The 24,664-nt window shown below is 71.8% G+C and carries 22 protein-coding genes and 2 tRNA genes; 18 read left to right on the top strand and 6 right to left on the bottom strand.

All coding sequences use genetic code 11. The features are described from left to right. Positions 1–133 precede the first annotated feature (133 nt). The 3 genes from ABT147_RS14335 (at position 134) to ABT147_RS14325 (ending at position 3,330) form a co-directional block, all read left to right on the top strand. The gene (locus ABT147_RS14335; RefSeq protein ID WP_351405545.1) at positions 134–1,105 is read left to right on the top strand and encodes an aldo/keto reductase; all 972 of its coding nucleotides are present in this window, start codon (positions 134–136) and stop codon (positions 1,103–1,105) included. Positions 1,106–1,207: 102 nt separating this feature from the next. Continuing rightward, a complete protein-coding gene (locus ABT147_RS14330) occupies positions 1,208–1,810 on the top strand; it encodes a TetR/AcrR family transcriptional regulator (RefSeq protein ID WP_351405543.1) in 603 nt (200 codons plus the stop codon). After that, on the top strand, positions 1,807–3,330 hold the full coding sequence (locus ABT147_RS14325) for an MFS transporter (RefSeq protein ID WP_351405541.1): 1,524 nt from the start codon (positions 1,807–1,809) through the stop codon (positions 3,328–3,330). Before ABT147_RS14330 ends, ABT147_RS14325 begins: the two co-directional genes overlap by 4 nt. Positions 3,331–3,393: 63 nt before the next feature. Here ABT147_RS14325 and ABT147_RS14320 read toward each other — a convergent pair whose 3' ends face one another. Then, complete coding sequence (locus ABT147_RS14320; RefSeq protein WP_351405539.1) at positions 3,394–4,068, bottom strand: lysophospholipid acyltransferase family protein; 675 nt, start codon at positions 4,066–4,068, stop codon at positions 3,394–3,396. Between the two features lie 331 nt (positions 4,069–4,399). Here ABT147_RS14320 and ABT147_RS14315 point away from each other — a divergent pair, with 331 nt between their 5' ends. The 3 genes from ABT147_RS14315 (at position 4,400) to ABT147_RS14305 (ending at position 6,759) form a co-directional block, all read left to right on the top strand. Beyond that, entirely contained in the window at positions 4,400–5,602 is a 1,203-nt protein-coding gene (locus ABT147_RS14315; protein WP_351405536.1) for a glycerophosphodiester phosphodiesterase, read from the top strand. Positions 5,603–5,709: 107 nt separating this feature from the next. After that, positions 5,710–6,216: an RNA polymerase sigma factor gene (locus ABT147_RS14310; RefSeq protein ID WP_351405534.1), complete on the top strand. Its 507-nt coding sequence runs from the start codon at positions 5,710–5,712 to the stop codon at positions 6,214–6,216. 45 nt (positions 6,217–6,261) lie between these two features. Further along, positions 6,262–6,759 carry a GNAT family N-acetyltransferase gene (locus ABT147_RS14305; protein ID WP_351405532.1) on the top strand — a complete coding sequence of 166 codons (498 nt, stop codon included), beginning with the start codon at positions 6,262–6,264 and terminating at the stop codon, positions 6,757–6,759. Between the two features lie 76 nt (positions 6,760–6,835). Here ABT147_RS14305 and ABT147_RS14300 read toward each other — a convergent pair whose 3' ends face one another. Together ABT147_RS14300 and ABT147_RS14295 are read right to left on the bottom strand one after the other, a co-directional pair. After that, positions 6,836–7,294, bottom strand: a complete 459-nt coding sequence (locus ABT147_RS14300) for a hypothetical protein (RefSeq protein WP_351405530.1) — start codon at positions 7,292–7,294, stop codon at positions 6,836–6,838. Next, complete coding sequence (locus ABT147_RS14295; RefSeq protein ID WP_045557182.1) at positions 7,275–7,634, bottom strand: hypothetical protein; 360 nt, start codon at positions 7,632–7,634, stop codon at positions 7,275–7,277. Before ABT147_RS14295 ends, ABT147_RS14300 begins: the two co-directional genes overlap by 20 nt. 453 nt (positions 7,635–8,087) lie before the next feature. Here ABT147_RS14295 and ABT147_RS14290 point away from each other — a divergent pair, with 453 nt between their 5' ends. From ABT147_RS14290 to ABT147_RS14255, 8 genes are all read left to right on the top strand, one after another. Beyond that, complete coding sequence (locus ABT147_RS14290; protein ID WP_351405528.1) at positions 8,088–9,140, top strand: methionine ABC transporter ATP-binding protein; 1,053 nt, start codon at positions 8,088–8,090, stop codon at positions 9,138–9,140. Next, positions 9,137–9,871: a methionine ABC transporter permease gene (locus tag ABT147_RS14285; RefSeq protein WP_351405526.1), complete on the top strand. Its 735-nt coding sequence runs from the start codon at positions 9,137–9,139 to the stop codon at positions 9,869–9,871. The genes ABT147_RS14290 and ABT147_RS14285 overlap by 4 nt, the downstream gene beginning before the upstream one ends. 83 nt (positions 9,872–9,954) lie before the next feature. Next, on the top strand, positions 9,955–10,788 hold the full coding sequence (locus tag ABT147_RS14280; protein ID WP_351405523.1) for a MetQ/NlpA family ABC transporter substrate-binding protein: 834 nt from the start codon (positions 9,955–9,957) through the stop codon (positions 10,786–10,788). A 167-nt stretch (positions 10,789–10,955) separates the two neighbouring features. Next, the gene (locus ABT147_RS14275; RefSeq protein WP_351405521.1) at positions 10,956–11,594 is read left to right on the top strand and encodes a GNAT family N-acetyltransferase; all 639 of its coding nucleotides are present in this window, start codon (positions 10,956–10,958) and stop codon (positions 11,592–11,594) included. Positions 11,595–11,719: 125 nt separating this feature from the next. Continuing rightward, positions 11,720–12,931 carry a precorrin-6y C5,15-methyltransferase (decarboxylating) subunit CbiE gene (gene cbiE, locus ABT147_RS14270; RefSeq protein WP_351405518.1) on the top strand — a complete coding sequence of 404 codons (1,212 nt, stop codon included), beginning with the start codon at positions 11,720–11,722 and terminating at the stop codon, positions 12,929–12,931. A gap of 347 nt (positions 12,932–13,278) precedes the next feature. Next, on the top strand, positions 13,279–17,721 hold the full coding sequence (gene cobT / locus ABT147_RS14265; protein ID WP_351405516.1) for a nicotinate-nucleotide--dimethylbenzimidazole phosphoribosyltransferase: 4,443 nt from the start codon (positions 13,279–13,281) through the stop codon (positions 17,719–17,721). Positions 17,722–17,994: 273 nt separating this feature from the next. Next, positions 17,995–19,227, top strand: a complete 1,233-nt coding sequence (gene cobA, locus ABT147_RS14260) for a uroporphyrinogen-III C-methyltransferase (RefSeq protein ID WP_351405514.1) — start codon at positions 17,995–17,997, stop codon at positions 19,225–19,227. 107 nt (positions 19,228–19,334) lie between these two features. Continuing rightward, complete coding sequence (locus ABT147_RS14255; RefSeq protein WP_351405513.1) at positions 19,335–20,156, top strand: TrmH family RNA methyltransferase; 822 nt, start codon at positions 19,335–19,337, stop codon at positions 20,154–20,156. A gap of 120 nt (positions 20,157–20,276) precedes the next feature. Here ABT147_RS14255 and ABT147_RS14250 read toward each other — a convergent pair whose 3' ends face one another. Then, complete coding sequence (locus ABT147_RS14250) at positions 20,277–21,590, bottom strand: serine/threonine-protein kinase (protein ID WP_351405633.1); 1,314 nt, start codon at positions 21,588–21,590, stop codon at positions 20,277–20,279. 196 nt (positions 21,591–21,786) lie between these two features. Between ABT147_RS14250 and ABT147_RS14245 the strand changes: the two genes are divergently transcribed. The 4 genes from ABT147_RS14245 to ABT147_RS14230 all read left to right on the top strand — a co-directional run bounded on the left by ABT147_RS14245 (position 21,787) and on the right by ABT147_RS14230 (position 24,391). Further along, positions 21,787–22,050, top strand: coding sequence for a DUF8836 family protein (locus ABT147_RS14245; protein WP_351405512.1), 264 nt, complete (start codon positions 21,787–21,789; stop codon positions 22,048–22,050). Positions 22,051–22,319: 269 nt separating this feature from the next. Beyond that, complete coding sequence (locus tag ABT147_RS14240; RefSeq protein ID WP_351405511.1) at positions 22,320–22,520, top strand: hypothetical protein; 201 nt, start codon at positions 22,320–22,322, stop codon at positions 22,518–22,520. 519 nt (positions 22,521–23,039) lie between these two features. Next, positions 23,040–23,990 carry a phosphotransferase family protein gene (locus tag ABT147_RS14235; protein ID WP_351405509.1) on the top strand — a complete coding sequence of 317 codons (951 nt, stop codon included), beginning with the start codon at positions 23,040–23,042 and terminating at the stop codon, positions 23,988–23,990. A gap of 95 nt (positions 23,991–24,085) precedes the next feature. After that, positions 24,086–24,391, top strand: a complete 306-nt coding sequence (locus ABT147_RS14230; protein ID WP_351405632.1) for a TFIIB-type zinc ribbon-containing protein — start codon at positions 24,086–24,088, stop codon at positions 24,389–24,391. Positions 24,392–24,469: 78 nt separating this feature from the next. On the opposite strand, the gene ABT147_RS14225 is transcribed toward ABT147_RS14230, so the two are convergent. Next, positions 24,470–24,541, bottom strand: a tRNA-Val gene (locus tag ABT147_RS14225). A gap of 34 nt (positions 24,542–24,575) precedes the next feature. Continuing rightward, positions 24,576–24,647: transfer RNA gene (locus ABT147_RS14220), tRNA-Val, on the bottom strand. Between the last annotated feature and the right edge of the window lie 17 nt (positions 24,648–24,664).

The raw sequence follows: 24,664 nt of genomic DNA, 5'->3' as shown, positions 1-24,664 counted from the left end.
GCAGCCCCTGAAGGATGGGACGGGTAGGGGCGGCGGGGGCGAAAACTCCCCGGAGCCCCCACTCCCCACCCCGAAGGTCATCGCGCGTTACGTTGGTCGGAAGCCCCAAGGAGCCCACCGAACGGAGCCCGCGATGCCCTTCGCCCGACTGGCCGCAGCGACAACCCCCACCTGCCACCTCGGACTCGGCCTCGCCGCAGTCGCCCGCCCCGGCTACATCAACCTCGGCCGCGACACCGACCTCGGAGAGCACCGCACAGTCGAAGCCCTCCGCGCCCGCACCCACGAACTCCTCGACGCCGCCCACGCCCAGGGCGTCCGCTACTTCGACGCGGCCCGCTCGTACGGCCTCTCGGAGGAGTTCCTCGCCGACTGGCTGAAGGCCCGCCCCGACCTCGACGACATCGTCATCGGCAGCAAGTGGGGCTACACCTACACCGCCGACTGGACCACCGACGCCGAGAAGCACGAGGTCAAGGACCACAGCCTCCGGACGTACGAGCGACAGCGCGCCGAGACCCGTGAGCTGCTCGGCGACCGTCTCGACCTCTACCAGATCCACTCGGTGACCCCGGACAGCCCGGCCCTCACCGACAAGGAACTCCACGCCAGGCTCGCGGAGGCGGCGGCCCAAGGCGTCACCATCGGCTTCTCCACCAGCGGCCCGGCCCAGGCGGAGGCCATCCGCACCGCGCTCACCGTGACCGTCGACGGCGAACCCCTCTTCCGTACGGTCCAGTCGACGTACAACGCGCTGGAGACCTCCGCCGCACCCGCCCTCGCCGAGGCGCACGACGCCGGGCTCACCGTGATCGTCAAGGAGGGCATGGCCAACGGCCGCCTCGCCGGCCCGCACGCCCCCGACGCGCTCAGGACCGTCGCCGAACAGACGGGTCTCGGCTGCGACGCGGTCGCCCTGGCGGTCGTCCTGCGGCAGCCGTGGGCCGGTGTCGTCCTCTCCGGCGCCGCCACCGTCACCCAGCTCGCCTCCAACCTGCACGCGGCGGTCGTCGACCTCGACGACGAGCAGCTGTCCCGCCTCGCGGACCTGGTCGAGGACCCGCGGACGTACTGGGAGAAGCGCGGCAGCCTGCCCTGGCACTGAGCACGGCCCGCCCCCGCACTCAAACAACCGCTGAACCCTCACCCATGAGACACCCATGCCCGCAGTGAGACAATGATGTCTCATGTGGGTTATGGTTGTCTCATGGCCGTCGATCGTGAACACGTGCTGCGCAGCGCAGCCGCCCTGCTGACCCGCAAGTCCACCGCGACCATGGACGAGGTCGCGAAGGCCGCCGGGATCAGCCGGGCCACGCTGCACCGCCACTTCGCCGGGCGCGACGCGCTCGTCCGGGCCCTGGAGGCGCTCGGCATCGCGGAGTGCGAGGCCGCGCTGGACGCGGCGGCCCTGGCCGAGGGCCCGGCCCGTGAGGCCGTACACCGGCTGGTGCGGGAGATCGAACCCGCCGCGGGCCTCCTCGCCTTCCTCTACACCGAGAACCAGCTGTTCGAGGGGGAGGAGCGGCACGAGGGCTGGGCCCGGATCGACGATCGCGTCGCGGATCTCTTCAAACGCGGCCAGGCGGCCGGCGAGTTCCGTATCGACCTCACCCCGGCCTGGCTCACCGAGGCCCTCTACGGCCTGCTGGCCTCCGGCGCCTGGGCGGTCTCGGAAGGCCGCGTGGCCGCCAACGACTTCACCTTCATGATCGTCGAGTTGCTGCTCGGCGGCGCACTGCGTCACCCCGAACAACCGGGAAGCCCCGTACGACCGGAGCGTCCCGCACAACCGAGAGAGGAATCATGACCAGCACCCTGCGGCCGGCGCGCACGACGGAGACGGAGATGAGGCCGGGCCGCTGGCTCGCGCTGGCCGTTCTCGTGCTCGCCGTGCTGCTGGTGGCCGTCGACGCGACCGTCCTCGGTCTCGCGACCCCCTACATCAGCGAGGACCTGAAGCCCTCGGGCACCCAGCTCCTGTGGATCGGCGACGTCTACTCGTTCGTCATCGCGGGCATGCTCGTCTCCGCCGGCAGCCTCGGCGACCGCATCGGCCGCAAGAAGCTGCTGCTGACAGGCGCCACGGCGTTCGGCGCGATATCCGTGCTGAACGCGTACGCGACGACGCCCGAGATGATGATCGTCGCGCGGGCGCTGCTCGGTGTCGCGGGCGCGACCCTGATGCCCGCCACCCTCGCCCTGATCCGCAACCTCTTCCACGACCCGCGTGAACGCAGCCTCGCCATCGGCATCTGGGGCGCCACGGCCTCCGCCGGTACGGCGGTCGGCCCGGTCGTCGGCGGGTTCCTCCTCGAACACTTCTGGTGGGGCTCGGTCTTCCTCATCAACCTGCCGGTGATGGCCGTCCTGGTCCTCGTCGGCATCAAGCTGCTGCCCGAGTCCCGCCACCCGAGCCCGGGCCCGTGGGACATGCTCAGCGTCGGCCTGTCGCTGGTCGGCATGATCGGTGTCGTGTACGCGGTGAAGGAGATCGCCACCCACGGCGTCGACGGCGACGCGCTCGCCGCAGGCCTCCTCGGCATCGCCGGGCTGTTCTTCTTCGTACGCCGTCAGCTCACCCTGCCGCATCCGCTGCTGGACATGCGTCTGTTCCGCAACCGGGGCTTCTCCGGTGCGGTCCTCGCCGACCTGCTGACCATCCTCGGCCTCTCCGGCCTGGTCTTCTTCCTCTCCCAGTTCCTGCAACTGGTCCAGGGCAGGCGCCCGTTGGAGGCGGGTCTCGCCGAACTGCCGGCCGCCATCGGCGCGGTCGTCGCGGGCCTGATCGCCGGCGCCGCCGCCCGCCGCTTCTCCGTCCGGTCCGTGGTCGCGGGCGGCCTCGCGGCCATCGGCGTGGCCCTCGCCCTGCTCACCCTGGTCGACAGGTCCACCGGCTACCCGCTGATCGGCGCCGCGCTGCTGATCGTCGGCATCGGCGCGGGCTTCTCCTTCACCGTCACCGCCGACGTCATCCTCTCCAGCGTCCCCAAGGAACAGGCGGGCGCGGCCTCGGCGGTCTCCGAAACGGCGTACGAACTGGGAGCCGCCCTGGGCATCGCGATCCTGGGCTCCATCGTGACCGGCGTCTACCGCGACTTCACCGCCCCCGCGGGCACCCCGCCCGAGGCCCACGAGTCACTGGGCGGCGCGGCAGAGGTGGCGACAGGCATGCCCTCGGCCAAGGCCCACGAAATGCTGACCTCGGCCCAGGACGCCTTCGTGGACGGCCTGGCCATAGCCGCAGGCGCGGGAGCGGCAGTCCTCCTGGCCACGGCGGCAGCGGCATGGTTCATGCTGCGCGGCCAACGGCTGGACAGCAGGGGCTAGGGGCTAGGGGCGCGGGGAACTGCGCGACAAGCCCCCACGGACCCGCAGCCGACGAACGACCTACTACGCCGCCTCTTTCGCCTTGGACGCGTACATGTCCACGTACTCCTGCCCCGAAAGCCGCATGACCTCGGTCATCACGGAATCGGTCACCGCGCGCAGCACATACCGATCCCGGTCCATCCCCTCGTACCGGGAGAACTCCATCGCCTCACCGAACCGCACAGTCACCCGATGCGGCCGCGGCACACCCGCACCCCCCGGCTGAATCTTGTCCGTCCCGATCATCGCGAAGGGCACGACCGGCGCCCCGGTCATCAGCGTCAGCCGGGCGATGCCCGTACGCCCCCGGTACAGACGGCCGTCGGGCGACCGCGTCCCCTCGGGGTAGATACCGAACACCTTGCCCTCGTCGAGCACGCGCCGCCCGGTCATCAGGGCGGCGACCCCGCCCCGGCCGCCGTCACGGTCGACGGGGATCATGCCGACGCCGGTGAAGAACCAGGCCATCAGACGGCCCTTGACTCCCTTGCCGGTGACGTACTCGTCCTTGCCGATGAAGAAGACCTGCCGGTCGCAGACCAGCGGCAGGATCATCGAGTCGATGAAGGTCAGATGGTTGCCGGCGAGGATCACCGGACCGTCCCCCGGAATGTGCTCCGCACCCTCCACCCGGGGGCGGAACATCAGGCGCATGATCGGTCCGAGCACTGCCTTGATGAGCACGAAGCGGGACAACAGGCCCTCCCATGTCAAGCGTTCCGGTACAAGTCTGTGCAGGTGAGGACGATACTCCCGGCTCACAGGCCGGCGCACATCGGGTTCACCGAGTGGATACCAACAATTGACGCGGCTTTACCTGCGGTGACGCCCGGATGGCCGCGTGTCACCGGACCGTGACATGTGACGGAGGTCGCGTCCCCGAACCGACACTCCGTCAACTTCCGCCTCCGGTGCGACACAAGGCGTCTTCCGCTTGTTCGGTCCCAGGTCTCCCGGCGGTCACCTCCGGACACCTACGATCGTCCCGCTTTGACAGGTGCGGGGCATCACGGTGGAGGAGCCGGTCATGGGGACGCAGGAGTCGCGGCAGTCGCAGGACTCGAACGAGCAGGGACGCGGGGCGGGCCGGCGGGCGCTGCTCGGCGCGGCGGTGCTCGGCGCGGGCGGAGCGGTCCTCGGACTGCCCGCCACCGCGAGCGCCGACGAGGCGAAGCCGGACGCGCAGTCGGCCGGTCACTCGGGCGGCGGCTACCGGAGCCTGCCGGTGCCGACGGTCATCGCGCACCGGGGCGCCAGCGGCTACCGCCCGGAGCACACGCTCGGCTCGTACCAGCTGGCCCTGGACATGGGCGCGCACGTCATCGAGCAGGACCTCGTGCCCACCAAGGACGGCCATCTCGTATGCCGTCACGAGAACGACATCACCGGCACGACCGATGTCGCCGCGCACCCCGAGTTCGCCGCGCGGAAGACCACGAAGGTCGTCGACGGCGTCTCCTACACCGGCTGGTTCACCGAGGACTTCACCCTCGCCGAGCTGAAGACCCTGCGCGCCAAGGAGCGCATCCCGGGCAACCGCCAGGAGAACACTCTCTACGACGGCCGCTGGGAGATCCCCTCCTTCGAGGAGGTGCTGCGCTGGGCCGACAAGGAGGGCAGGAAGCGGGGCAGGCGGATCTGGCTGCACGTCGAGACCAAGCACCCCACCTACTTCCGCAAGCTGGGCCTCGGCCTGGAGGAGCCCCTCGCCAAGCTGCTGCGCAAGTACGACCGGCACAGGAAGAACTCGCCCGTCTTCCTGCAGTCGTTCGAGCCGAGCAGCATCCAGCGCCTGAACCGCCTGGTCGACAGCCCGCTCGTCGTCCTGCTCTCCGGCGCCGCGACCCGCCCCTGGGACTTCGTCGAGGCCGGCGACCCGCGCACCGTCGCCGACCTGGTCAAGCCGGCCGGGCTCGCCTGGATCGCCTCGTACGCCAACGGCATCGGCCCCACGCTCGACCTGATCATCCCGCGCGACTCGGCCGGCAACCTCACCACGCCGACCACCCTCGTCGCCGACGCGCACGCCAAGGGCCTGATCCTGCACCCCTACACCATGCGCAACGAGAACAGCTTCCTGCCCGCGAACTTCCGCAAGGGCACGGACGCCAACGCCTACGGCGACGCCTTCGGCGCGTTCAAGGTGTACTTCGACACCGGCATCGACGGCATCTTCACCGACAACCCGGACACGGGCCTGCTGGCCCACGCGGACTTCGTCGACGGCTGACGGCCGCCCGCCGGCCCCGAACGTCAACGACCGAGCCCCATGCCCCGGTTGGGGTGACTCCCGTCCGCCCCGGCAACCCCTGCCGGGGCGGCGGCGTCCCGGGGCATATGACACACGACATGCTCGCGACCCTCCGCCCCCTGCTGGTCGCGGAGGTGTCGGCCGAGGCCTCCGCGGCCGGCGCCGAGGCGGGGGACCTGGAACAGGCCGTCTGGCTGCGCCTGCTGGAACGGCTCGACGCCGACGGCCCGCCCACGGACCCCGAGGGCTGGCTGCGCAGCGCCGTCCGCTTCGAGGCCCGGCTCAGCCGCCGCACGGCCCGGCTCGAACAGCCCTACGCCGCCGAGCCCGCCGACGACCGCGTGCCGGGCCCCGAACAGCAGGCCCTCACGGCCGCCCGTCGCCGCGCGCTGTACGCGGCCGTACGCCGGCTCCCCGGCCGCTGCCCCCGGCTGCTCGCGGCCCTGCTGTCCCCGAAGGACCTCACCTACCGTGAGATCGCGGGTGAGTTGGGTATCTCACAGGGCAGCCTCGGTCCGGAACGTTCCAGATGTCTGGGATGTCTTCGGCGATTGCTGACCGCGGAGGTTGCGGCACGCGAACCACGGGGATAGGAGTGAAGGACATCGGGTGAGCAGGTGAGCGGGAGGCGTGCACACATGGGCATGAGCGTGACCATCTCGGTGGCGACCGAGCAGGACGCCGAGCAGATCTTCAGGCTGCAGTACCTGTGCTTCCAGAGCGAGGCGGCACTGTACGGCAACTACCGCATCGATCCGCTCGTGCAGAGCCTCGACTCCGTCCGCGCGGAGGTCGCCTCGGACTGTGTGTTCGTGGCCAGGCTGGGTGACGAGGTGGTCGGCTCCGTGCGCGGCGCCCTCGACGCCGACGGCACCGCCGCCATCGGCAAACTCTGCGTCCACCCCCGCCTCCAGGGCCACGGCATCGGCGCACGGCTCCTGCGCGCCGCCGAGTCGGCCCTCGCCGAGGAGCACGGCGCCACCAGGTTCCGCCTCAGCGCGGGCCACCGCAGCGAGGGCAACCTGCGGTTGTACCGCAAGGTCGGCTACGAGACCGTGGGCACGAGCCAGGGGCAGGACGGCGTACCGATGGTGGTGCTGGAGAAGCCGGCGGAGGCTTACGCGGCGACGGCGTAGAGCAGGGGCGCGCCCCTGAAGGGGCGCGGGGAACTGCGCGACCAGCCACGACGGACCGGCAGCCGCCTGACGATCCTCAGGCGGCCTCCCCCTGACGCGCACTCTTCCGCAGCCAATACAGCGCGGTGACCGGCAGAATCACGGGAATGAACAGGTACCCGATCCCGTAGTCCGACCACACCGTCTTGTCCGGGAACGCCGACGGCTCCACCAGCGTCCACGTGCCCACGATCAGCACACCCGCCAACTCCACCGCACAACAGATCCGCGCGGCCTTCCGGGCGAACTCCCCGCCCCGCACCAGCGAGTACGTGATGAACCCGTACACGACACCGGCCACCGCGGACAGCGAGTACGCGAGCGGCGCATGCTCGAACTCGGTCGAGATCTGCACGACGGACCGCGACACCGCCCCGACGACCATCACGCCGTACAGCCAGACCAGCAGCATCCCCGGCCCACTGATGAGCCGCGCCCGCTTCTCCCGCTGCGGCACGTCGTCCGTGGCGGTCACGTCAGCCTCCCCAGATGTCATAGAGCCGCACCTGCAGCACGGCCAGCACCACACCGCCGGCCGCGACGGTCACGCTGCCCCAGCGGGTGCGCTCCGCCAGTGACATGAACCCGGTCACCGGGACACAGGCGAATGCCCCGAGAAGGTAGGAGACGAAGATCGTGGTCCCCTGCTCCGGCTTCTCCCCACGCGCCAACTGCACGATACCGACGACCAGTTGGACCAGGGCCAGCACCGACACCACGGCCATGCCGATGAAGTGCCAGTCCTTGGTCGGCTGATCGCGATACGCGGCCCAGCCGCACCAGGCGGCGAGCAGAAGCGCGGCGACGGCGGTCGTCACCGTCAGGGCAACAAGCATGCCGCGACCCTATTACGGCCCAAAACCCCCGCCGCGCCCGGCCCCGGACCCTGAAACCCCCTGACCGCCCATCGTGGCCTTGGCCACAACGGCAGATGCCCACAGGGTGGACGCCACCCCGCCGCACCTGCGGATACGTCCCGTAGATCCGTCCGCTATACGGACAGCCCGCTCTCGCCTGCCACATACATCTGCTTTACTGATCTCATGACCACGACGAGCTACCGCACCCCTGCGACCGAGGCGACGATGACGCCCGGTGCTCGTTGTATGTGTCGAATGTGCGCCTGCTAGAAGGCCCCGCACACCGTTCCGTGTGACGGACCGAGCCTCCCCGCGCACATGTTCTCCCCCGGTTCCATCGCCACCGCGAGAACCGTGTCGCGTCCCTGACCGCTTGCACCCGTGCCCGGGCACACCCACGCCCGCGCACTCGACAGTGACGGAAATCCAGTGATCACCACATCGGGCCTGACGAAGATTTATCGGGCTGACCGAGGCCGAGGCCGAGAGGTAACCGCCCTCGACGGCGTCGATCTGCATGTACGCGAGGGTGAGGTGTACGGCGTGATCGGCCAGTCCGGCGCCGGCAAGTCCTCGCTGATCCGCTGCGTCAACCTCCTCGAACGCCCCACCGCCGGAACCGTGACCGTCGACGGGCAGGACCTCACCGCCCTGGCCGGCCGCGGCCCCCGCGCCGGCCGGGAACTCCGCCGGGCGCGCAGCCGTATCGGCATGGTCTTCCAGCACTTCAACCTGCTCTCCACGCGCACGGTCCAGGACAACGTCGAGCTGCCCCTCGAAATCCTCGGCAGGTCCGGCAAGGAGCGCTCCCGCAAGGCCCTGGAACTGCTCGACCTCGTCGGCCTCGCCGACAAGGCGAAGGCCTACCCGGCCCAGCTCTCCGGCGGTCAGAAGCAGCGCGTCGGCATCGCCCGCGCCCTGGCCGGCGACCCGAAGGTCCTCCTCTCCGATGAGGCCACCAGCGCCCTCGACCCCGAGACCACCCGCTCGATCCTCCAACTGCTGCGCGACCTCAACCGGCAGCTGGGCCTGACCGTCCTGCTCATCACGCACGAGATGGACGTCGTCAAGACGATCTGCGACTCGGCCGCCCTCATGGAGAAGGGCCGGATCGTGGAGTCCGGCACGGTCAGCGAACTGCTCGCCACCCCCGGCTCCGAACTGGCCGCCGCCCTCTTCCCGGTCGGCGGCGAGGCCTCCGGCGACGACCGCACGGTCCTCGACGTCACCTTCCAGGGCGAGGCCGCGACCCAGCCCGTCATCTCGCAGCTGTCCCGTACGTACAACATCGACATCTCGATCCTCGGCGCCGCCATCGACACCGTCGGCGGCCTCCAGATCGGCCGGATGCGCATCGAACTGCCCGGCCGCTACGAGGACAACGTCGTCCCCGTCGGCTTCCTGCGCGAGCAGGGCCTCCAGATCGACGTGGTGGGCCGGGACGCCCAGACGTCCACGCTCGTCAAGGAAGGTGCCAAGTGACCTGGAACGAGATGCGGCCCCTGCTGGAGCAGGCGTGTTGGGACACCCTCTACATGGTCGGCTGGTCCACCCTCATCGCGGTCGTCGGTGGACTCCCGCTCGGCCTTCTCCTCGTCCTCACGGACCGGGGCGGCCTGCTGCAGAACGTCCTCGCCAACAAGGTCGTCGGGCAGATCGTGAACATCGCCCGCTCGATGCCCTTCATCATCCTGATGGTCGCGCTGATGGGCTTCACCCGCTGGGTCACCGGCTCGACCATCGGCCGCGAGGCCGCCATCGTGCCGCTCGCCATCGGCGCGATCCCGTTCTTCGCGCGCCTCGTCGAGACGGCCGTCCGCGAAGTGGACCACGGGCTCGTGGAAGCCGTGCAGGCCATGGGCGGCAACACCTGGACCGTCGTCCGCCGGGTCCTCGTCCCCGAGTCCCGTCCCTCGCTGATCTCCTCGGCCACCACGACCGTCGTCGCCCTCATCGGCTACTCGGCCATGGCCGGCACCGTCGGCGCGGGCGGCCTCGGCGACATCGCCATCCGCTACGGCTACCAGCGCTTCGAGACCGAACTGATGTGGATCACCGTGGCCGTCCTCGCGGTCGTCATCTCCGTCATCCAGTTCGCCGGCGACTACGCGGCCCGCGCCCTCCACCGGCGCGGCGGCCACTCCGGCTCCACACCCCGGCTCCGCCTCCTGAAGGCCAAGCCCACCACGGCCGAGGTCACCAAGGCCTCCTAGCCCGTACGCCGACTCCAGGCACCCGCAGATGTCCCGTCCCACCCACGACGGGATCGCTCCACCCAAAAGGAAAGGCACTTTTCGTGCGTAACACCGCCAAGCTCACCACCGCCGTACTCGCCGCCGGAGCCCTCACCCTCGGACTCACCGCCTGCGGCGCGGACAAGGCCGACACCGCCTCCGACACGAGCGGTCCGCTGGTCGTCGCCGCCAGCCCGACCCCGCACGCCGAGATCCTCACCTTCGTCAAGGACAACCTGGCGAAGAAGGCGGGCCTCGACCTGGAGGTCAAGGAGTTCACCGACTACGTCCTGCCGAACACGGCGACCGAGGACGGCTCCGTGGACGCCAACTACTTCCAGAACCAGCCGTACCTCGACGACTTCAACAAGAAGCAGGGCACCCACATCGTGCCCGTCGTCACCGTGCACCTGGAGCCGCTCGGCCTCTACTCGAACAAGGTCAAGAGCGCCGACGCCCTCAAGAGCGGCGCGACCGTCGCCGTCCCGAACGACACGGTCAACGAGGCGCGTGCCCTCAAGCTCCTCGACTCCGCCGGGATCATCACCCTCAAGGACGGCGTCGGCACCGACGCGACCCCCGCCGACATCACCGCCAACCCGAAGAAGCTCAAGTTCAAGGAGCTGGAGGCGGCCCAGACCCCGCGCTCCCTGGACGACGTCGACGCCGCGGTGATCAACGGCAACTACGCCATCGAGGCCGACCTCTCGCCCGCCGACGACGCCCTCGCCGTCGAACCCGCCAAGGACAACCCGAACGGCAACTTCCTCGCCGTGAAGGAAGGCAACGAGGACGACCCGCGCGTCAAGAAGCTCGCCAAGCTGCTCACCTCGGACGAGGTCAGGAAGTTCATCGAGGACAAGTGGAGCAACGGCTCCGTCATCCCGTCCTTCTGACCGCTCCGCAGGACCGACCGCGCCGACGGCACGTATACGGCGTATCGCCACGCATGGGGTCCGCTCCCTCACGGGGAGTGGGCCCTGTGGTGCTATTCAGTGCTTTCATGCTGCATGCTGGGCAGTTCAGCAGGCTCTCAAAGTTTTCGAAGGTTACGGAGCGGCGCATGATGAGCACCTTTCCCGACATCTCCATCAGCACGGATCGGTTGGTTCTGCGCCCGTTCGACGAGGACGACATCCAGGCTTACACCGAGATGATGAACGACGAACAGGTGATGGCCTGGACCGATGTCCCACAGCCCTTCACCGAACGCGAGGCGCGTACCTGGATCACCGAGTACGCGCCCACCGAACGCACGTCGGGACGCGGCCTCGACCTCGCGGTCACCGAGTTCCTCACCCAGCGCCTGGTCGGCCGCATCCAGCTGACCGAGACCGACTGGCACGTGCGCTCCACGGAACTGTCGTACGTCGTCGCCCCCTGGGCACGCGGCGAGGGCTACGCCTCCGAGGCCGCCCTCGCGACCGCCCAATGGCTGTTCCGCGAGCAGAAGTTCGAACGGATCGAGCTGCGCACCGCCGCCGACAACACCGCCTCCCAGCAGGTCGCGCAGAAGATCGGCTGTATCAGCGAGGGCGTGCTGCGCAACGCCTGCATAGCGCGCACCCGCACCCCCGAGGACGGCTGGACCGAGGTCCGCACGGATTTCATCATCTGGAGTCTCCTCCCGGAGGACATCGAGGGCGTCGGCGAGGAACTGGGCGACAGTGGTGGTTTCGGCTCCTACGCGGACTGGAACTGAACAACCCACGGGTACGCGAGGCCGCGAGCCCGGCCACCGGGCCCCACCGTGTCACCAGGTAGTCTCACGGGACCCTGTGCGGGCATTCCCGACGACCTGCGAAAACCCTCTGGAGACTGACGACGATGGCCGACCGGGTCACGGTGATCGGCTGGGACGGCTCGCCCCTGACCGCCGCGGCGCGCTCCGCCCTCGCCGCCGCCACCCTGGTGGCCGGCGCGGCCCACCACCTCGCCCTGCCCGAGGTACCCCCGGCCGCCGAACGCATCCGCCTCGGCAGCGCCGCCCTCGCCGCCCGCCGCATAGCCGGCCACCGCGGCACCGCCGTGGTCCTCGCCGACGGCGACCCGGGCTTCTTCGGCGTCGTCCGCACCCTCCGGGACCCCGAGTTCGGCCTGGAGGTCGAAGTCGTCCCCGGCGTCTCCTCCGTGGCCGCCGCCTTCGCCCGCGCGGGCATGCCCTGGGACGACGCGCAGGTCGTCGTCGCCCACCGCCGTACGCTGCGCCGCGCGGTGAACGTGTGCCGCGCCCACACCAAGGTCGCCGTCCTCACCTCGCCCGGCGCCGGACCCGCCGAACTCGGCCTGCTCCTCGACGGAGTCCATCGCACCTTCGTGATCTGCGAGGAACTCGGCACGGAACGCGAACGCGTCACCGTCGTCACCTCCGACAAGGCCGTCGACCACACCTGGCGCGACCCCAACCTCGTCATCGTCATCGGTGGCCACGCCGGCGCGACCGACGGCGGCGGCTGGCTCGCCGGCCGCGACCCCGGCACCGGACCACGCGGCTGGGCGCTGCCCTCCGGCGTCTACGGCGACTCCCTCGGCGAGGGCGAGGGCGAACTGTTGCGCTCCTCCCAACTGGCCCGTCTGGGACCGCGCGTGGGCGACCTCGTGTGGGACATCGGCTCCGGCAGCGGCGCCTTCGCCACCGAGGCCGCCCGCTGCGGCGCCGCCGTCATCGCCGTCGACCGCGACCCCGAGGCCTGCGGCCGGACGACCCTCGCCGCCCGCCGTTTCGGCGTACAGCTCCAGGTGGTCCACGGCGCCGCCCCGCACATCCTGGAGAACCTCCCCGAACCCGACGTCGTACGCGTCGGCGGCGGGGGAGCGGCGGTGGTCTCCGCCGTCGCCGACCGACGCCCGCGACGCATCGTCACCCACGCCCTCACCCGCCCCGCCGCCGAGCGCGTCGGACGGGACCTCACCGAGCACGGATACGAGGTCCGCTGCGACTTCGTCCAGTCCGTGGAACTCGATACACGGGCCTGGACGGAGCGGGAACGCAGCGTCGCGTTCCTGCTCAGCGGGACGTTGCCCGAACGTTCCCTGTGATCCGGTTGTCGTACCGGCGCGGTAGGCTGGCCGACTGTTGTACCGCACTTCGACACCCGGCACTTCGTCGGTCAATGTCCTAAAAACGCGCCCGTTTTGGGAGCGTGTGTGGTACGGCGAAACGGGGAGGACGCGCAACGTGGCGCAGTCCACAGCGGACTGTCGCGGATCAAGCTGTCGCGACGGCGGGACGACCGGGACAATGGCCTTTCCATGGCTTTGTCGACAAGCAGCCGGGTCGTCACGTGCCGCTGGGCACGCACGCTCGTTCTCCACAGTGGGGCGGTAGGTGCGCCGTTCCCGGGCCAGCTGGCATGGAGGCACTAACCGATGGGCGAGGGGTACGCATGACCGACACCGGCCAGGTCCCGGGCGAGGGACTGCCGGAGAGCGCAGGCATGGTGGAGCAGCCGGGCGTCCCCGCGCCGGGTGCGTACACCTACCTCTCCGAGACCACCACCGAGGACGAAGACCTCCTGCTGCCGGGCGCCCAGGGCGCGTGGGGCAACGAGATGCCGCCGCCCGCCCCCGAGCCCGTCGTCCAGGTCGTCCACGAACCCGCCGTCCACGAGCCGGGCCCGCACGAGATGTCCGGCCGCGACAGCGGCTCGCACGACCTCAGCGCCGTCCGCACCCCCGTCGCGACCCCCGTCCCGCAGCCGCCGGTGGCCCGCCGCCCGCTGCACCTCGGCCCGCCCACCCCCGACGCCTCCGCCAGCCCGGTCCGCTCCCTCGCCGACCGAGGCCCGGCGGGCGCCCCCGTCCCGCCCGGCGCCGTACGCCAGTCCGGCACGCCCACCACCGGCCCCGAGTACCTCGACGTGCCCCAGCAGCCCGTGTCGCAGTGGGTCGGCGCCCCCGCCGCAGCCGCCCCCGCGCCGGGAGTGGCCACCGGGGGAGGGGCCGCAGAAACGGTCGTTCCGCAGGAGGCACCGATCTCCGTGACCGTGGCGGAGACTTCGCCGGCCGTGGAGACTCCGCAGGCCGCCGGCGTAGCGGACGTACCGGAGGAGATCCAGGACGCCGAGGCCCTCCACCAGGCCCAGGACGCCGCCTACGCCCTGGCGCAGGAGGCCGCGGTCGCGCAGTTCCGGACCCCGGAAGCCGTGGGTACCCCGGTCGCCGCGCAGTTCCAGGCCCCGGAAGCACCGGCCGCCCTGGAGGCAGAGGTCCCGGCGGCGGTCGAGGTCCCTGAGGCGGCCGAAGTGCCGGCCCAGGCTCCGGAGGCCGTGGAAGAACAGGCCGCCGTCCAGGCTCAGTTCCAGGAGACCGCCGAAGCCCCGGTCGTCATGGAGACGCCGGCGCCGGAGGCCTCGGAGGCCCCGGAGTCCCCCGTGGAGCCCTCGGCGCCCGTGACCGCCGAGGTCCCGCAGGTTCACCAGACCGAGACCCCGCGGACCGAGGCTCCGCAGGGCCCCGAGCCGGTGGCGGCGGCACCCGAGGCGCAGGCCTTCGAGGAGGCCCCGCCCGCCGACCCGGCCGCGCAGTCGCCGGACGCGACGCCCTTCCCCCCGGCCGCCGAGGGCCCCGAGCCGGTCCCGGCCCAGAGCGTCGCCGAGGCCCAGGACGTTCCCCAGGCGCCGCAGGAGGCCGAGGCGGGCGCCGAGCCCGTACCGGCCCAGCCGGCCGAGGCCGACGCGATCGTGGCGGAGGCCGCCGAGCAGACCGCCGCGCCCGAGCAGCAGGCGCCGACCGCCGTGGCCGATGAGCAGGCCCTCGCCGCTCTGCCCGACCCACAGCTCGCGACCGCCGCGCCGGACCAGGAGCCCGCCGTCGCGTCCCCGGAGAAGCAGGCCGCCGCAGAGGTCGTACCGGACACGGACACCGCACCGGACGCCGCCCTCGCGCAGGACCCCCAGCAGCCGGCGGAGATGCCCGTCGCCGAGGAGCCGCGGCCCGAGGAGGCCGGGGCGGTCGAGGTGATCGGGGCGGTCGAGGTCCAGACGCCGGAAGCCCCGGCAGAGGCCGCGCAGCCCGAGCCCCAGCCCGAGGCAGTGGTCGAGGAGGCCCAGCCGCTGGAGTCCGCGCAGCCGGAACCGCAGCCCGCCGCGCAGACCCCGGAGGCCACCGAGCCGGTCGAACTCGTCGCGGAGCAGGACCAGCCCCAGCACCGGGACCTCCACGACGTCGTGGAGGCGCAGGGAGCCGAGACCGCCCCGCAGCCGGAGCCCGAGCAGCCGCCCGTACCCGAGGCCCTCGTCGAGCCCGAGGTCACGGATGTGAACGCGGAGGGCCGACCCGCCGACAGCGCGGAGGCCGCACAGGACGCGGAGGCCCAGGAGCCCGCCCCCACCGACCAGCCCGCCGACCAGCCGACGGGCGAGGCCGCGACCGACCCCGCCGAGCCCGCAGCCGCCCCGGCATCGGTGGACCCGGCGACCGTGGAGCCCGCGCCCGCAGAGTCCCCCGTCGCCGAGGCGCCGATCCCTGTGGCCGCCCAACTCGACGCCCCCCAGGGCGCCGTGGTCCGAACCCCGGCCGGGTCCGCCCTCGACGCCATGCTCGTGGACGCGCCCCAGCAGCCCGCGCTCCAGGAGCCCGTGCTCCAGGCCGCCGCCGACCAGCCGCTGGGCCAGTTCGTGCCCGTCGACGGCTCCGTGCCGACCACCCCGCACCTGGCCCCGACCCCGCCCCACGGGATGGTGGTCCCGCCCCTGCCCGAGGACGGCCAACCGACGCCCGTCGCCGCCGAGTTCCCGGCGGCCGAGGGCCAGGCGGAGGCAGCCGGTCCGGAGACTGCGGCCACGGTCCCCGCCCCCCGGGGCTCCCAGGCCGAGACGATCGTCGTACCGCAGCCGCTCGCGGCTGCCGACGCCCACCCGGACGTCGTCGTCCAGAACGCCGACGACCTGGACACCAGGGCCGCCGACCAGGAGGACCAGGCCGAACAGGACGACAGCGAAGCGGCGGCGGTAGAAGCAGTGGCAGCAGACGCGGCAGCAGAAGCAGCCGAAGAGAGCACGGCCCCGGTGGAAGAAGCACCCGAAGACACACAGGAACGCGAAGACGCACAGGAAGGCGTGCGGGAAGAAGTACGGGAGGTCCGGCAGCCCACGGGCCCCGCCGCGCCCCCCTACGACGACGCCGAACGCGAGGCCGTCCTCAAGGTCATGCGCGAGCGCCGGGACATCCGCAACGGCTTCCGCGCCGACCCGATCCCGCACGACGTGCTGCTCCGCGTCCTGGAGGCCGCCCACACGGCACCCTCCGTGGGCCACTCGCAGCCCTGGGACTTCGTCGTCATCCGCTCCGCCGACACGCGCCGCACGATGCACGAACTCGCGCAGCGCCAGCGCGAGGCGTATGCGAAGTCGCTGCCGAAGGGCCGGGCGAAGCAGTTCAAGGAACTGAAGATCGAGGCCATCCTCGACACCCCGGTGAACATCGTCGTCACCGCCGACCCGACCCGGGGCGGCCGGCACACCCTGGGCCGCCACACCCAGCCGCAGATGGCCCCGTACTCCTCCGCCCTCGCGGTCGAGAACCTGTGGCTCGCGGCCCGCGCCGAAGGCCTCGGCGTCGGCTGGGTCAGCTTCTTCGACGAGCGCGAGATGGTCCGCGCCCTCGGCCTGCCCGAGCACCTGGAGATCGTGGCCTACCTGTGCGTCGGGTACGTCGACGAGTTCCCGGAGGAACCCGAGCTGATGCAGGCGGGCTGGGCCAAGCGCCGCCCGCTGTCCTGGGTCGTCCACGAGGAGACGTACGGTCGCCGCGCCCTGCCCGGCGAGGACCCGCACGACCTGCTCGCCGAGACCGTCGCCGGTATCCGCCCGCTGGACGCCAAGGCGCTCGGCGAGGCCTGGGAGCGCCAGAAGCGGATGACGAAGCCCGCGGGCGCCCTCGGCATGCTGGAGATCATCTCCGCCCAGCTGTCCGGCCTGTCCCGCCAGTGCCCGCCGCCGATCCCGGAGCCCGCGGCCGTCGCGATCTTCGCGGGCGACCACGGCGTCCACGCCCAGGGCGTCACCCCCTGGCCCCAGGAGGTGACGGCCCAGATGGTCGCCAACTTCCTCGGCGGGGGAGCGGTCTGCAACGCCTTCGCCACCCAGGTGGGCGCCGAGGTCTGCGTCGTGGACGTGGGCGTCGCGAGCGACCTCCCGGCCACCCCGGGGCTGCTGCCGCGCAAGATCCGCGCCGGTACGTCGGACATGACGACCGGGCCCGCGATGACCCGTGACGAGGCCAAGCAGGCCATCGAGGTGGGCATCGAGACGGCCCGCGACCTCGTCGCGGCCGGCAACAAGGCGCTCCTCACGGGCGAGATGGGCATCGCCAACACCACGGCCTCCGCCGCCCTGATCGCGGTCTTCACCGGCGCGGACCCCTCCGAGGTCACCGGCCGGGGCACCGGCATCAACGACGAGACCCTCGCCCGCAAGACCGACGTCGTACGCCGCGCCATCGAGCTCCACCAGCCCGACCCGGCCGACCCCATCGGCGTCCTGGCCGCGATCGGCGGCTTCGAACACGCCGCCATCGTCGGTCTCCTCCTGGGCGGCGCCTCCCTGCGTACGCCGGTGATCCTCGACGGCGTCAGCGCCGGCGCCGCCGCCCTGGTGGCCCGCGCCATCGCCCCCGAGGTCCTCGCCGCCTGCATCGCCGGCCACCGCAGCGCGGAACCCGGCCACGTCGCCGCCCTCCAGAAACTGGGCCTGCGCCCCCTGGTCGACCTCGACCTCCGCCTCGGCGAGGGCACGGGAGCCCTTCTGGCACTCCCGGTGGTCCAGAGCGCGGCCCGAGCCATGCACGAGGTGGCGACCTTCGACTCGGCGGGGGTAACCGAGAAGTAGGGGCACTGAGAAGGGCAGGGGAGTGGGCGCCGGGTGCCTCTTCGGCCGCCGCCAAGGCTGTGGGCTTCAGCGGGTGCGCAGGAGGTCTGTGGGCAGTCGTTCCGCAGGGCGGAACGGGTGGGCACAGACCGACGACCCGCATTCGGCGATGGCGCTCAGCACCCACCACCTGCACCGCCCCATCCAACCTGCGCGTAAAATCCGCACGTCAGGGCCCGCTCCAAAGCCGCAGCGCGCCCGCCGCACCGCCGCCGCAAGAGGAGCCGCACCCTCATGGCCGAACACCCCGCCTACCCCGTAGGCCTCCGCCTCACCGGCCGCCGAGTGGTCGTCATCGGTGGCGGCCAGGTCGCCCAACGCCGCCTCCCCGCCCTCATCGCGGCCGGCGCGGACATCCTCCTCGTCTCCCCGAGCGCGACCCCCTCCGTGGAAGCGATGGCCGACGCGGGTGAGCTGACCTGGCAGAAGCGCCGCTACGCGGAGGGCGACCTCGCCGAGGCCTGGTACGTCCTGATCGCCACCGGTGACCCGGAAGCGAACACCCGTGCCTCGGCCGAAGCGGAGCGCCACCGCATCTGGTGCGTCCGCTCCGACGACGCCGAGGCGGCCACCGCCTGGACCCCGGCGACCGGCCACAGCGAGGGCGTCACGGTCGCGGTCCTGACCGCCCGCGCCGAGGGCCGCGACCCCCGCCACACGGCCGCCATCCGCGACGCGGTCGTCGAGGGCCTGCGCGACGGCACCCTCGTCGCCCCCCACCACCGCACCCGCACCCCCGGTGTCTCCCTCGTCGGCGGCGGCCCCGGCGACCCGGACCTGATCACCGTGCGCGGCCGCCGCCTCCTCGCCGAGGCCGACGTCGTGATCGCCGACCGCCTCGGCCCCCGCGATCTCCTCGCCGAACTCCCGCCCCACGTCGAGGTGATCGACGCCGCGAAGATCCCGTACGGCCGCTTCATGGCGCAGGAGGCGATCAACAACGCGCTGATCGAGCACGCGAAGCAGGGCAAGTCGGTCGTACGCCTCAAGGGCGGGGACCCGTACGTCTTCGGCCGGGGCATGGAGGAACTCCAGGCCCTCGCCGAAGCCGGCATCCCCTGCACCGTGGTCCCCGGCATCTCCAGCTCGATCTCCGTCCCGAGCGCGGCCGGTATCCCGGTCACCCACCGGGGTGTGGCCCATGAGTTCACCGTGGTCAGCGGCCATGTGGCCCCCGACGACGAGCGGTCCCTGGTCGACTGGCCCGCCCTCGCCAGGCTGACCGGCACCTTGGTGATCCTGATGGGCGTCGACAAGATCGGCCGGATCGCCGAGACCCTGGTGGCGAACGGCAAGTCCCCGGACACCCCGGTCGCCCTGGTCCAGGAGGGCACCACGGCCGCCCAGCGCCGGGTCGACGCGACCCTCGCCACGGTCGCCGAGACCGTGGTGACCCAGGAGGTCAAGCCGCCGGCGGTCATCGTGATCGGCGAGGTCGTGAAGGTGGGGCCCGGGACGGACGCCTGACATCCGGGCGGCGACCCCGGACCCCACGGGAGCGGAACCGTAACCACCGGTAACCCGACCCGTCCCAAGCCGTTGGCAGCACACCCAGGACAAGGCAGTATCACCCTGTGGCCGATCTCATCACCGTTGAGGACCCCGACGACCCGCGCCTGCGCGACTACACCGGCCTGACCGACGTGGAGCTGCGCCGTCGGCGCGAACCCGCCGAGGGCCTGTTCATCGCCGAAGGCGAGAAAGTCATCAGACGGGCCAAGGAAGCCGGCTACGAGATGCGCTCGATGCTGCTCTCCGCCAAGTGGGTCGACGTCATGCGCGATGTCATCGACGAACTCCCGGCCCCCGTCTACGCGGTCAGCCCCGAACTCGCCGAACAGGTCACCGGCTACCACGTCCACCGGGGCGCCCTCGCCTCCATGCAGCGCAAGCCCCTGCCCACGGCGGACGAACTGCTGGTGGGAGGCGCCCGCCGGGTCGTGATCATGGAGTCGGTCAACGACCACACCAACATCGGCGCCATCTTCCGCTCGGCCGCCGCGCTCGGCATGGACGCGGTCCTGCTCTCCCCGGACTGCGCCGACCCGCTCTACCGCCGCAGCGTCAAGGTCTCCATGGGCGCGGTCTTCTCCGTCCCCTACGCCCGCCTCGACACCTGGCCCAAGGGCCTGGACGCGGTCCGCGACGCCGGCTTCACGCTCCTCGCCCTCACCCCGGACGAGAAGGCGAAGTCCCTCGACGAGACCGCCCCGCACCGCATGGACCGCGTCGCCCTCATGCTCGGCGCCGAGGGAGACGGCCTTTCCACCAAGGCCCTCATGTCAGCCGACGAATGGGTCCGCATCCCCATGGCCCACGGAGTCGACTCCCTCAACGTGGGCGCGGCGGCGGCGGTCGCCTTCTACGCGGTGGCAACGGGCCGACCACATCTCTGACAGAGGCCGTTGCCCTGCAAGGGGCGCGGGGAACTGCGCGACCAGCCCCCTACGACCCGCAGCGCACAGCCAACCCGCAGCCCCGAGCTCTGTCCTTGTCGCCGCCCGGAGCAAAAGGGATCAGTCGCCGCCCACGCTCACAAACGGCTGCTCCTGCCGGAGGCCATCCCCGCCGAGCCCCCGAGACGGCCCCTGACACCCCTGAGCCGTAGCGATCCCGAGCGCCGCCAGCAACGTCACCACGACGAACACGAAGAGCCGCTGTCGCAGCAACCGGGGATTGGCGGGCCGCCGCCCGGTCCCATTGGTCCGGGGCCCCGGCCGCCCCGCACCGCCGCGCGACGCGGGCCGCTTCCCGGACCCGGTGGTGTTGCGGGACTGCGCGGGCCGCGCCCCCGGCCGCGAACCGCCCCCGGTGCGCGCAGCTCCACCGGTCCGGGCGCCACCCCCGGTCCGGGGCGGCGGCGTACCGGGACCACCCGGCTGCGACCTACGGGTCTCCGGCGGCTGCCGCACCGTCCGCTGCTCCACGTACTGCTCCGCGAGCCGCCCCGAGGGTCGGTCCGGATCGGTACGCGGCGCGGGCGGCCGGACATCGGCCATCCCGTGCGCCTCACGGGCGGCGATCTCCTTGAGCCGCAGCGACAGTTGCAGGGTGCTGGGCCGTTCCTCCGGGTCCTTCGCCAGACAGGCGCGGACGAGAGGGGCGAGCGCGTCGGGCACACCGCGCAGCTGGGCCTCCTCGTGCACCACCCGGTAGAGCATGACCTCCGAACTGCCGTGTCCGAAGGGCGAGTCGGAGGTCGCCGCGTAGGCGAGGGTGGCCCCGAGGGAGAAGACGTCCGTGGCCGGAGTGACCGCCGCCCCGCGCACCTGTTCGGGCGCGAGGAAGCCGGGCGATCCGACGGCCGTACCGACATGGGTCAGGGTCGAGGCCCCGGTCGCCCACGCGATACCGAAGTCGATGATCCGCGGCCCCTTCGGGGACAGCAGGATGTTGGACGGCTTCAGATCCCGGTGGACGACACCGGCCTCGTGCACGGCGACGAGCCCCTCGGAGAGGGCGGCACCGACGGCGGCCACATCGGCGGCCGACATGGGTCCCTCCTCGGCGACCTTGTCGTGCAGCGAGGGCCCCGGTACGTACTGTGTGGCGAACCAGGGCCGGTCCGCCTCCAGATCCGCGGCGACCAGCCGGGCGGTGCACCCGCCCCTGATCCGCCGAGCGGCCGACACCTCGCGCGCGAACCGCGACCGGAACTCCTGATCCTCCGCCAGGTCCGGCCGGATCACCTTGAGCGCGACGCGCTGTCCCCGCCGGTCGGAGCCCAGGTACACGACGCCCATTCCGCCCGCGCCGAGCCGTCTGTGGATCCTGAACGAGCCGACGACGCGCGGGTCCTCGCGCCTCAGGCGCATCATCGCCATGTTCATCCCCGCTGCCCGTTCCGTCTGACGAGCCACAGCTTACGTTTCCACGGCCGGGCGTGCGCAGAGGCCGCGCCCTCACGACCCGATGGATTGTCAGTGCCGGGTGGGAAACTTGAAGGGTGGTCAGGGAACAGGAGTTCGGGACGGTGTTGGGCGCCCTGTGATCCCAACCACCCACCACAGAAGGGGGATTGAACCCGTGAAGGGTGACCGTGTGGAGATAGTCGTGGACGCCGGGGACACGACGCGCACCTACGAGGTGATCGCGAGCAGGGCGGGCCGCCGGGTGGAGACGGCGGTACGGCGAGGTGTCGTGGAAGTGAGCGAAGTCACCCGCAACGGCACAGTGGTGCGGACGGCGAGGTTCATGGCGAACAGGGTCCTGGCCCTCGTCGAACAGCCGGTGCCCCGCGAGGACGGCTCGGAGCGGAACGCGCAACAGAACGCGCAACAGAACGCGTAACAGAACGCGTAACAGAAGGGGCAGACCGGGCGTCCCTTCCGGGAAGACCCCGAGACGTAGGACCTCGTCTCCACCCTGGGGAGTACATCGCAGGTCATCGCTCATCCTCCGGGAGGCCCGGCAATCGGTACGAGGGCATGACGACCCACACCCGCCGCGCGCCTAGATTTGAGGTCAAGCGGCGGGTGCAGCACTCGTCCCCCGAGGTCAGGCACCCGCCGCTGCCAACCACAAGCAAGACCGACAAGAACGGTCAGAGAGGAGGGACCATGGCCCACACGGCACCGCGGACCGCGATCCGCACACGGGAGCACGGAAGGTTCACCGCCGACCGCCGTCCGGGTCGTCGCCACCCCTTGGTGGCGACCGCGATGGTCCTCCCTCTGGCGGCCCTGCTCGTGTACGCCTTCGGCGGCTGGGAAGCAGTGGTCACACAAGCGTCGTCCGTGGGTGTGATGCTGGGGCGCTGAGCGGCGACCCCAGGCCCGGAAGAGCGGTCCGGGCGGGGACATCCACCCATGAAACCCCGTGGGGACGGGGGTGCGGCGGACGGCAATAAACGCCCGCGCAGCTGGGGAGCTGCGCGGGCGTTGCTCTTTTCCCACAACCACTTCCACCACGCACCTCCAGCCCCCAATCTGCGGGCGCTCGTGCCGCTGTGCCGAGGCCCGCCCCCCCCCACGGCGGCCAGGCGCAACCGGACGACAGCAGTGGCAAAGCCGGCCCACACCCGCTCCAATCCGCGGGCAATCGTGCCGCTGGGCCGACGCCCGCCCCCCCGGCGGGAAAGGCGCAGCCGGATGACGGCAGTGGCAAGGCCGGCCCACACCCGCTCCAATCCGCGGGCAATCGTGCCGCTGGGGCGGCACGGGTGGGCGCAGGCGGCGCCTCGTGACCGCCGAGCAGCGGAACCCCCCGGCCCACCCCCGCCGAGGCGCACCGGAAACGTAGGCTCACCGTCAGCGCCGTACGACCGAGCAGGGGGACCCATGACCACCACCGGCACCGACGCCGACGTACTCCCCGCCCTCAAGGCGAAGCTGCGCGGCACGGCCCACCCCGGACCCACCCCCTGCTCCCACCCCGACACGGTCCTCGCGGAACGCGCCGACGGCACAGTCGTCCGCCACGAGAACACCGTCGCCAAGGCCCACGCCCCCGACACCGACCCCACCCACCTGACCCTCCGCCTGAAGGTCGCCACTTCCCACCCGGACACCCTCCTCGCCCCCGTCCACCCCACCCCCACGCCCCTCCACAACCGCCTCGTCACGTTCTGGCCGTACGGCACCCCCGTCGACCCCGACGCCCCGGAGGCCGCCCCCTGGGAGGACGCCGCCACCCTCCTCGCCCGCCTCCACCGGCAGCCCCCACCCCCGGGCCTGCCCCCGATGCGCGGCCCGGCCAAGGCGGCCCAGGCCATCGCCCGCCTCAAGGCCGCCGCACCCGAGCACCCCGCCACGACCTCGATACTCCGCGCCTGGCACACCCTCCCCGCCTGGGCCAGGGCCGAGGCCCCCATGCCCGACACGACCACCCTCTGCCACGGCGACCTGCACCTCGGCCAGCTCGTCCGCCACCCGGCGACCACGGGCCCCTGGCGGCTCATAGACGTCGACGACCTGGGCGTGGGCGTCCCCGCCTGGGACCTCGCCCGCCCGGCCGCCTGGTACGCCTGCGGCCTCCTCCCGCCCGAGGAGTGGACCCGCTTCCTCGCCGCGTATCAGCGGGCCGACGGCCCGGCGGTCCCCACGCACGGCGACCCCTGGCCCGTACTGGACGTACCGGCCCGTGCACTCACCGTGCAGACCGCGGCCCTCGCGATCGCGAAGTCCACGGCGGCAGGCCGGTCCCTCGACGACGCGCAGCGGTCCGTTGTCGACGCATGTGACCGAATGGGAGGCATCCCGCCGGAGTTGACCGACGCATTCCCGAAGTAGGGTGCAACCGACCGCGGCCGGACAGTGTCTGTCCTGGCGTAACGCGAAGCAGCGAAGCGGTAACGAACGCCGAGGAGTTGACCCGAATCATGCACATGCAGTGTCCGAAGTGCCATGCGCCGATGCACACCTACAACCGCAATGGCGTCCAGATCGAGCAGTGCAGCGGCTGTCGCGGGATCTTCCTCGACTACGGCGAGCTGGAAGCGCTGACCCGTCTGGAGGGCCAGTACGGCGGCGGCCCGGCCGTCCCCCCGCCGCCGGTCGCGCCGCAGTACCCGGCGGGCGGCGGCCACAACGCTCCGGCCTGGGGCGCCCCGCACGGCGGTCACCACGGCGGCCATCACGGGGGCCACGGTCACCACAACCGCGGCTTCGGCCACATGCTGTTCTCCAGCTGAGCCGCGTCCGGGGCGCACCCGCGCCCCGCACACGACGAAGCCCCCGGCCGTACGAGACGGCCGGGGGCTCGGTGCGTGTGGACGATACTGGGATTGAACCAGTGACCTCTTCCGTGTCAGGGAAGCGCTCTCCCGCTGAGCTAATCGTCCTCGGGATCACAGCCCGGAGGCGGTGGATCTTGCGTGCGCGATACTGGGATTGAACCAGTGACCTCTTCCGTGTCAGGGAAGCGCTCTCCCGCTGAGCTAATCGCGCGGGGCGAAGCCATACGG

This window comes from Streptomyces sp. NPDC001868, assembly GCF_040297125.1.
In the GTDB taxonomy this organism is placed as follows: Bacteria; Actinomycetota; Actinomycetes; order Streptomycetales; family Streptomycetaceae; genus Streptomyces.
The sequence above is the reverse complement of the archived record's forward strand: the minus strand, read 5'-3'. Positions and strand labels throughout refer to the sequence as shown.

What these genes read in the sequence shown, in the direction of transcription:
- ABT147_RS14335 (WP_351405545.1), top strand. Translation starts at nt 134, where the DNA reads ATGCCCTTCGCCCGACTGGCCGCAGCGACAACCCCCACCTGCCACCTC.
- ABT147_RS14330 (WP_351405543.1), top strand. Translation starts at nt 1,208, where the DNA reads ATGGCCGTCGATCGTGAACACGTGCTGCGCAGCGCAGCCGCCCTGCTG.
- ABT147_RS14325 (WP_351405541.1), top strand. Translation starts at nt 1,807, where the DNA reads ATGACCAGCACCCTGCGGCCGGCGCGCACGACGGAGACGGAGATGAGG.
- ABT147_RS14315 (WP_351405536.1), top strand. Translation starts at nt 4,400, where the DNA reads ATGGGGACGCAGGAGTCGCGGCAGTCGCAGGACTCGAACGAGCAGGGA.
- ABT147_RS14310 (WP_351405534.1), top strand. Translation starts at nt 5,710, where the DNA reads ATGACACACGACATGCTCGCGACCCTCCGCCCCCTGCTGGTCGCGGAG.
- ABT147_RS14305 (WP_351405532.1), top strand. Translation starts at nt 6,262, where the DNA reads ATGGGCATGAGCGTGACCATCTCGGTGGCGACCGAGCAGGACGCCGAG.
- ABT147_RS14300 (WP_351405530.1), bottom strand. Translation starts at nt 7,294, where the DNA reads ATGACATCTGGGGAGGCTGACGTGACCGCCACGGACGACGTGCCGCAG.
- ABT147_RS14295 (WP_045557182.1), bottom strand. Translation starts at nt 7,634, where the DNA reads ATGCTTGTTGCCCTGACGGTGACGACCGCCGTCGCCGCGCTTCTGCTC.
- ABT147_RS14275 (WP_351405521.1), top strand. Translation starts at nt 10,956, where the DNA reads ATGATGAGCACCTTTCCCGACATCTCCATCAGCACGGATCGGTTGGTT.
- cbiE (WP_351405518.1), top strand. Translation starts at nt 11,720, where the DNA reads ATGGCCGACCGGGTCACGGTGATCGGCTGGGACGGCTCGCCCCTGACC.
- cobT (WP_351405516.1), top strand. Translation starts at nt 13,279, where the DNA reads ATGACCGACACCGGCCAGGTCCCGGGCGAGGGACTGCCGGAGAGCGCA.
- cobA (WP_351405514.1), top strand. Translation starts at nt 17,995, where the DNA reads ATGGCCGAACACCCCGCCTACCCCGTAGGCCTCCGCCTCACCGGCCGC.
- ABT147_RS14250 (WP_351405633.1), bottom strand. Translation starts at nt 21,590, where the DNA reads ATGAACATGGCGATGATGCGCCTGAGGCGCGAGGACCCGCGCGTCGTC.
- ABT147_RS14240 (WP_351405511.1), top strand. Translation starts at nt 22,320, where the DNA reads ATGGCCCACACGGCACCGCGGACCGCGATCCGCACACGGGAGCACGGA.
- ABT147_RS14235 (WP_351405509.1), top strand. Translation starts at nt 23,040, where the DNA reads ATGACCACCACCGGCACCGACGCCGACGTACTCCCCGCCCTCAAGGCG.
- ABT147_RS14230 (WP_351405632.1), top strand. Translation starts at nt 24,086, where the DNA reads ATGCAGTGTCCGAAGTGCCATGCGCCGATGCACACCTACAACCGCAAT.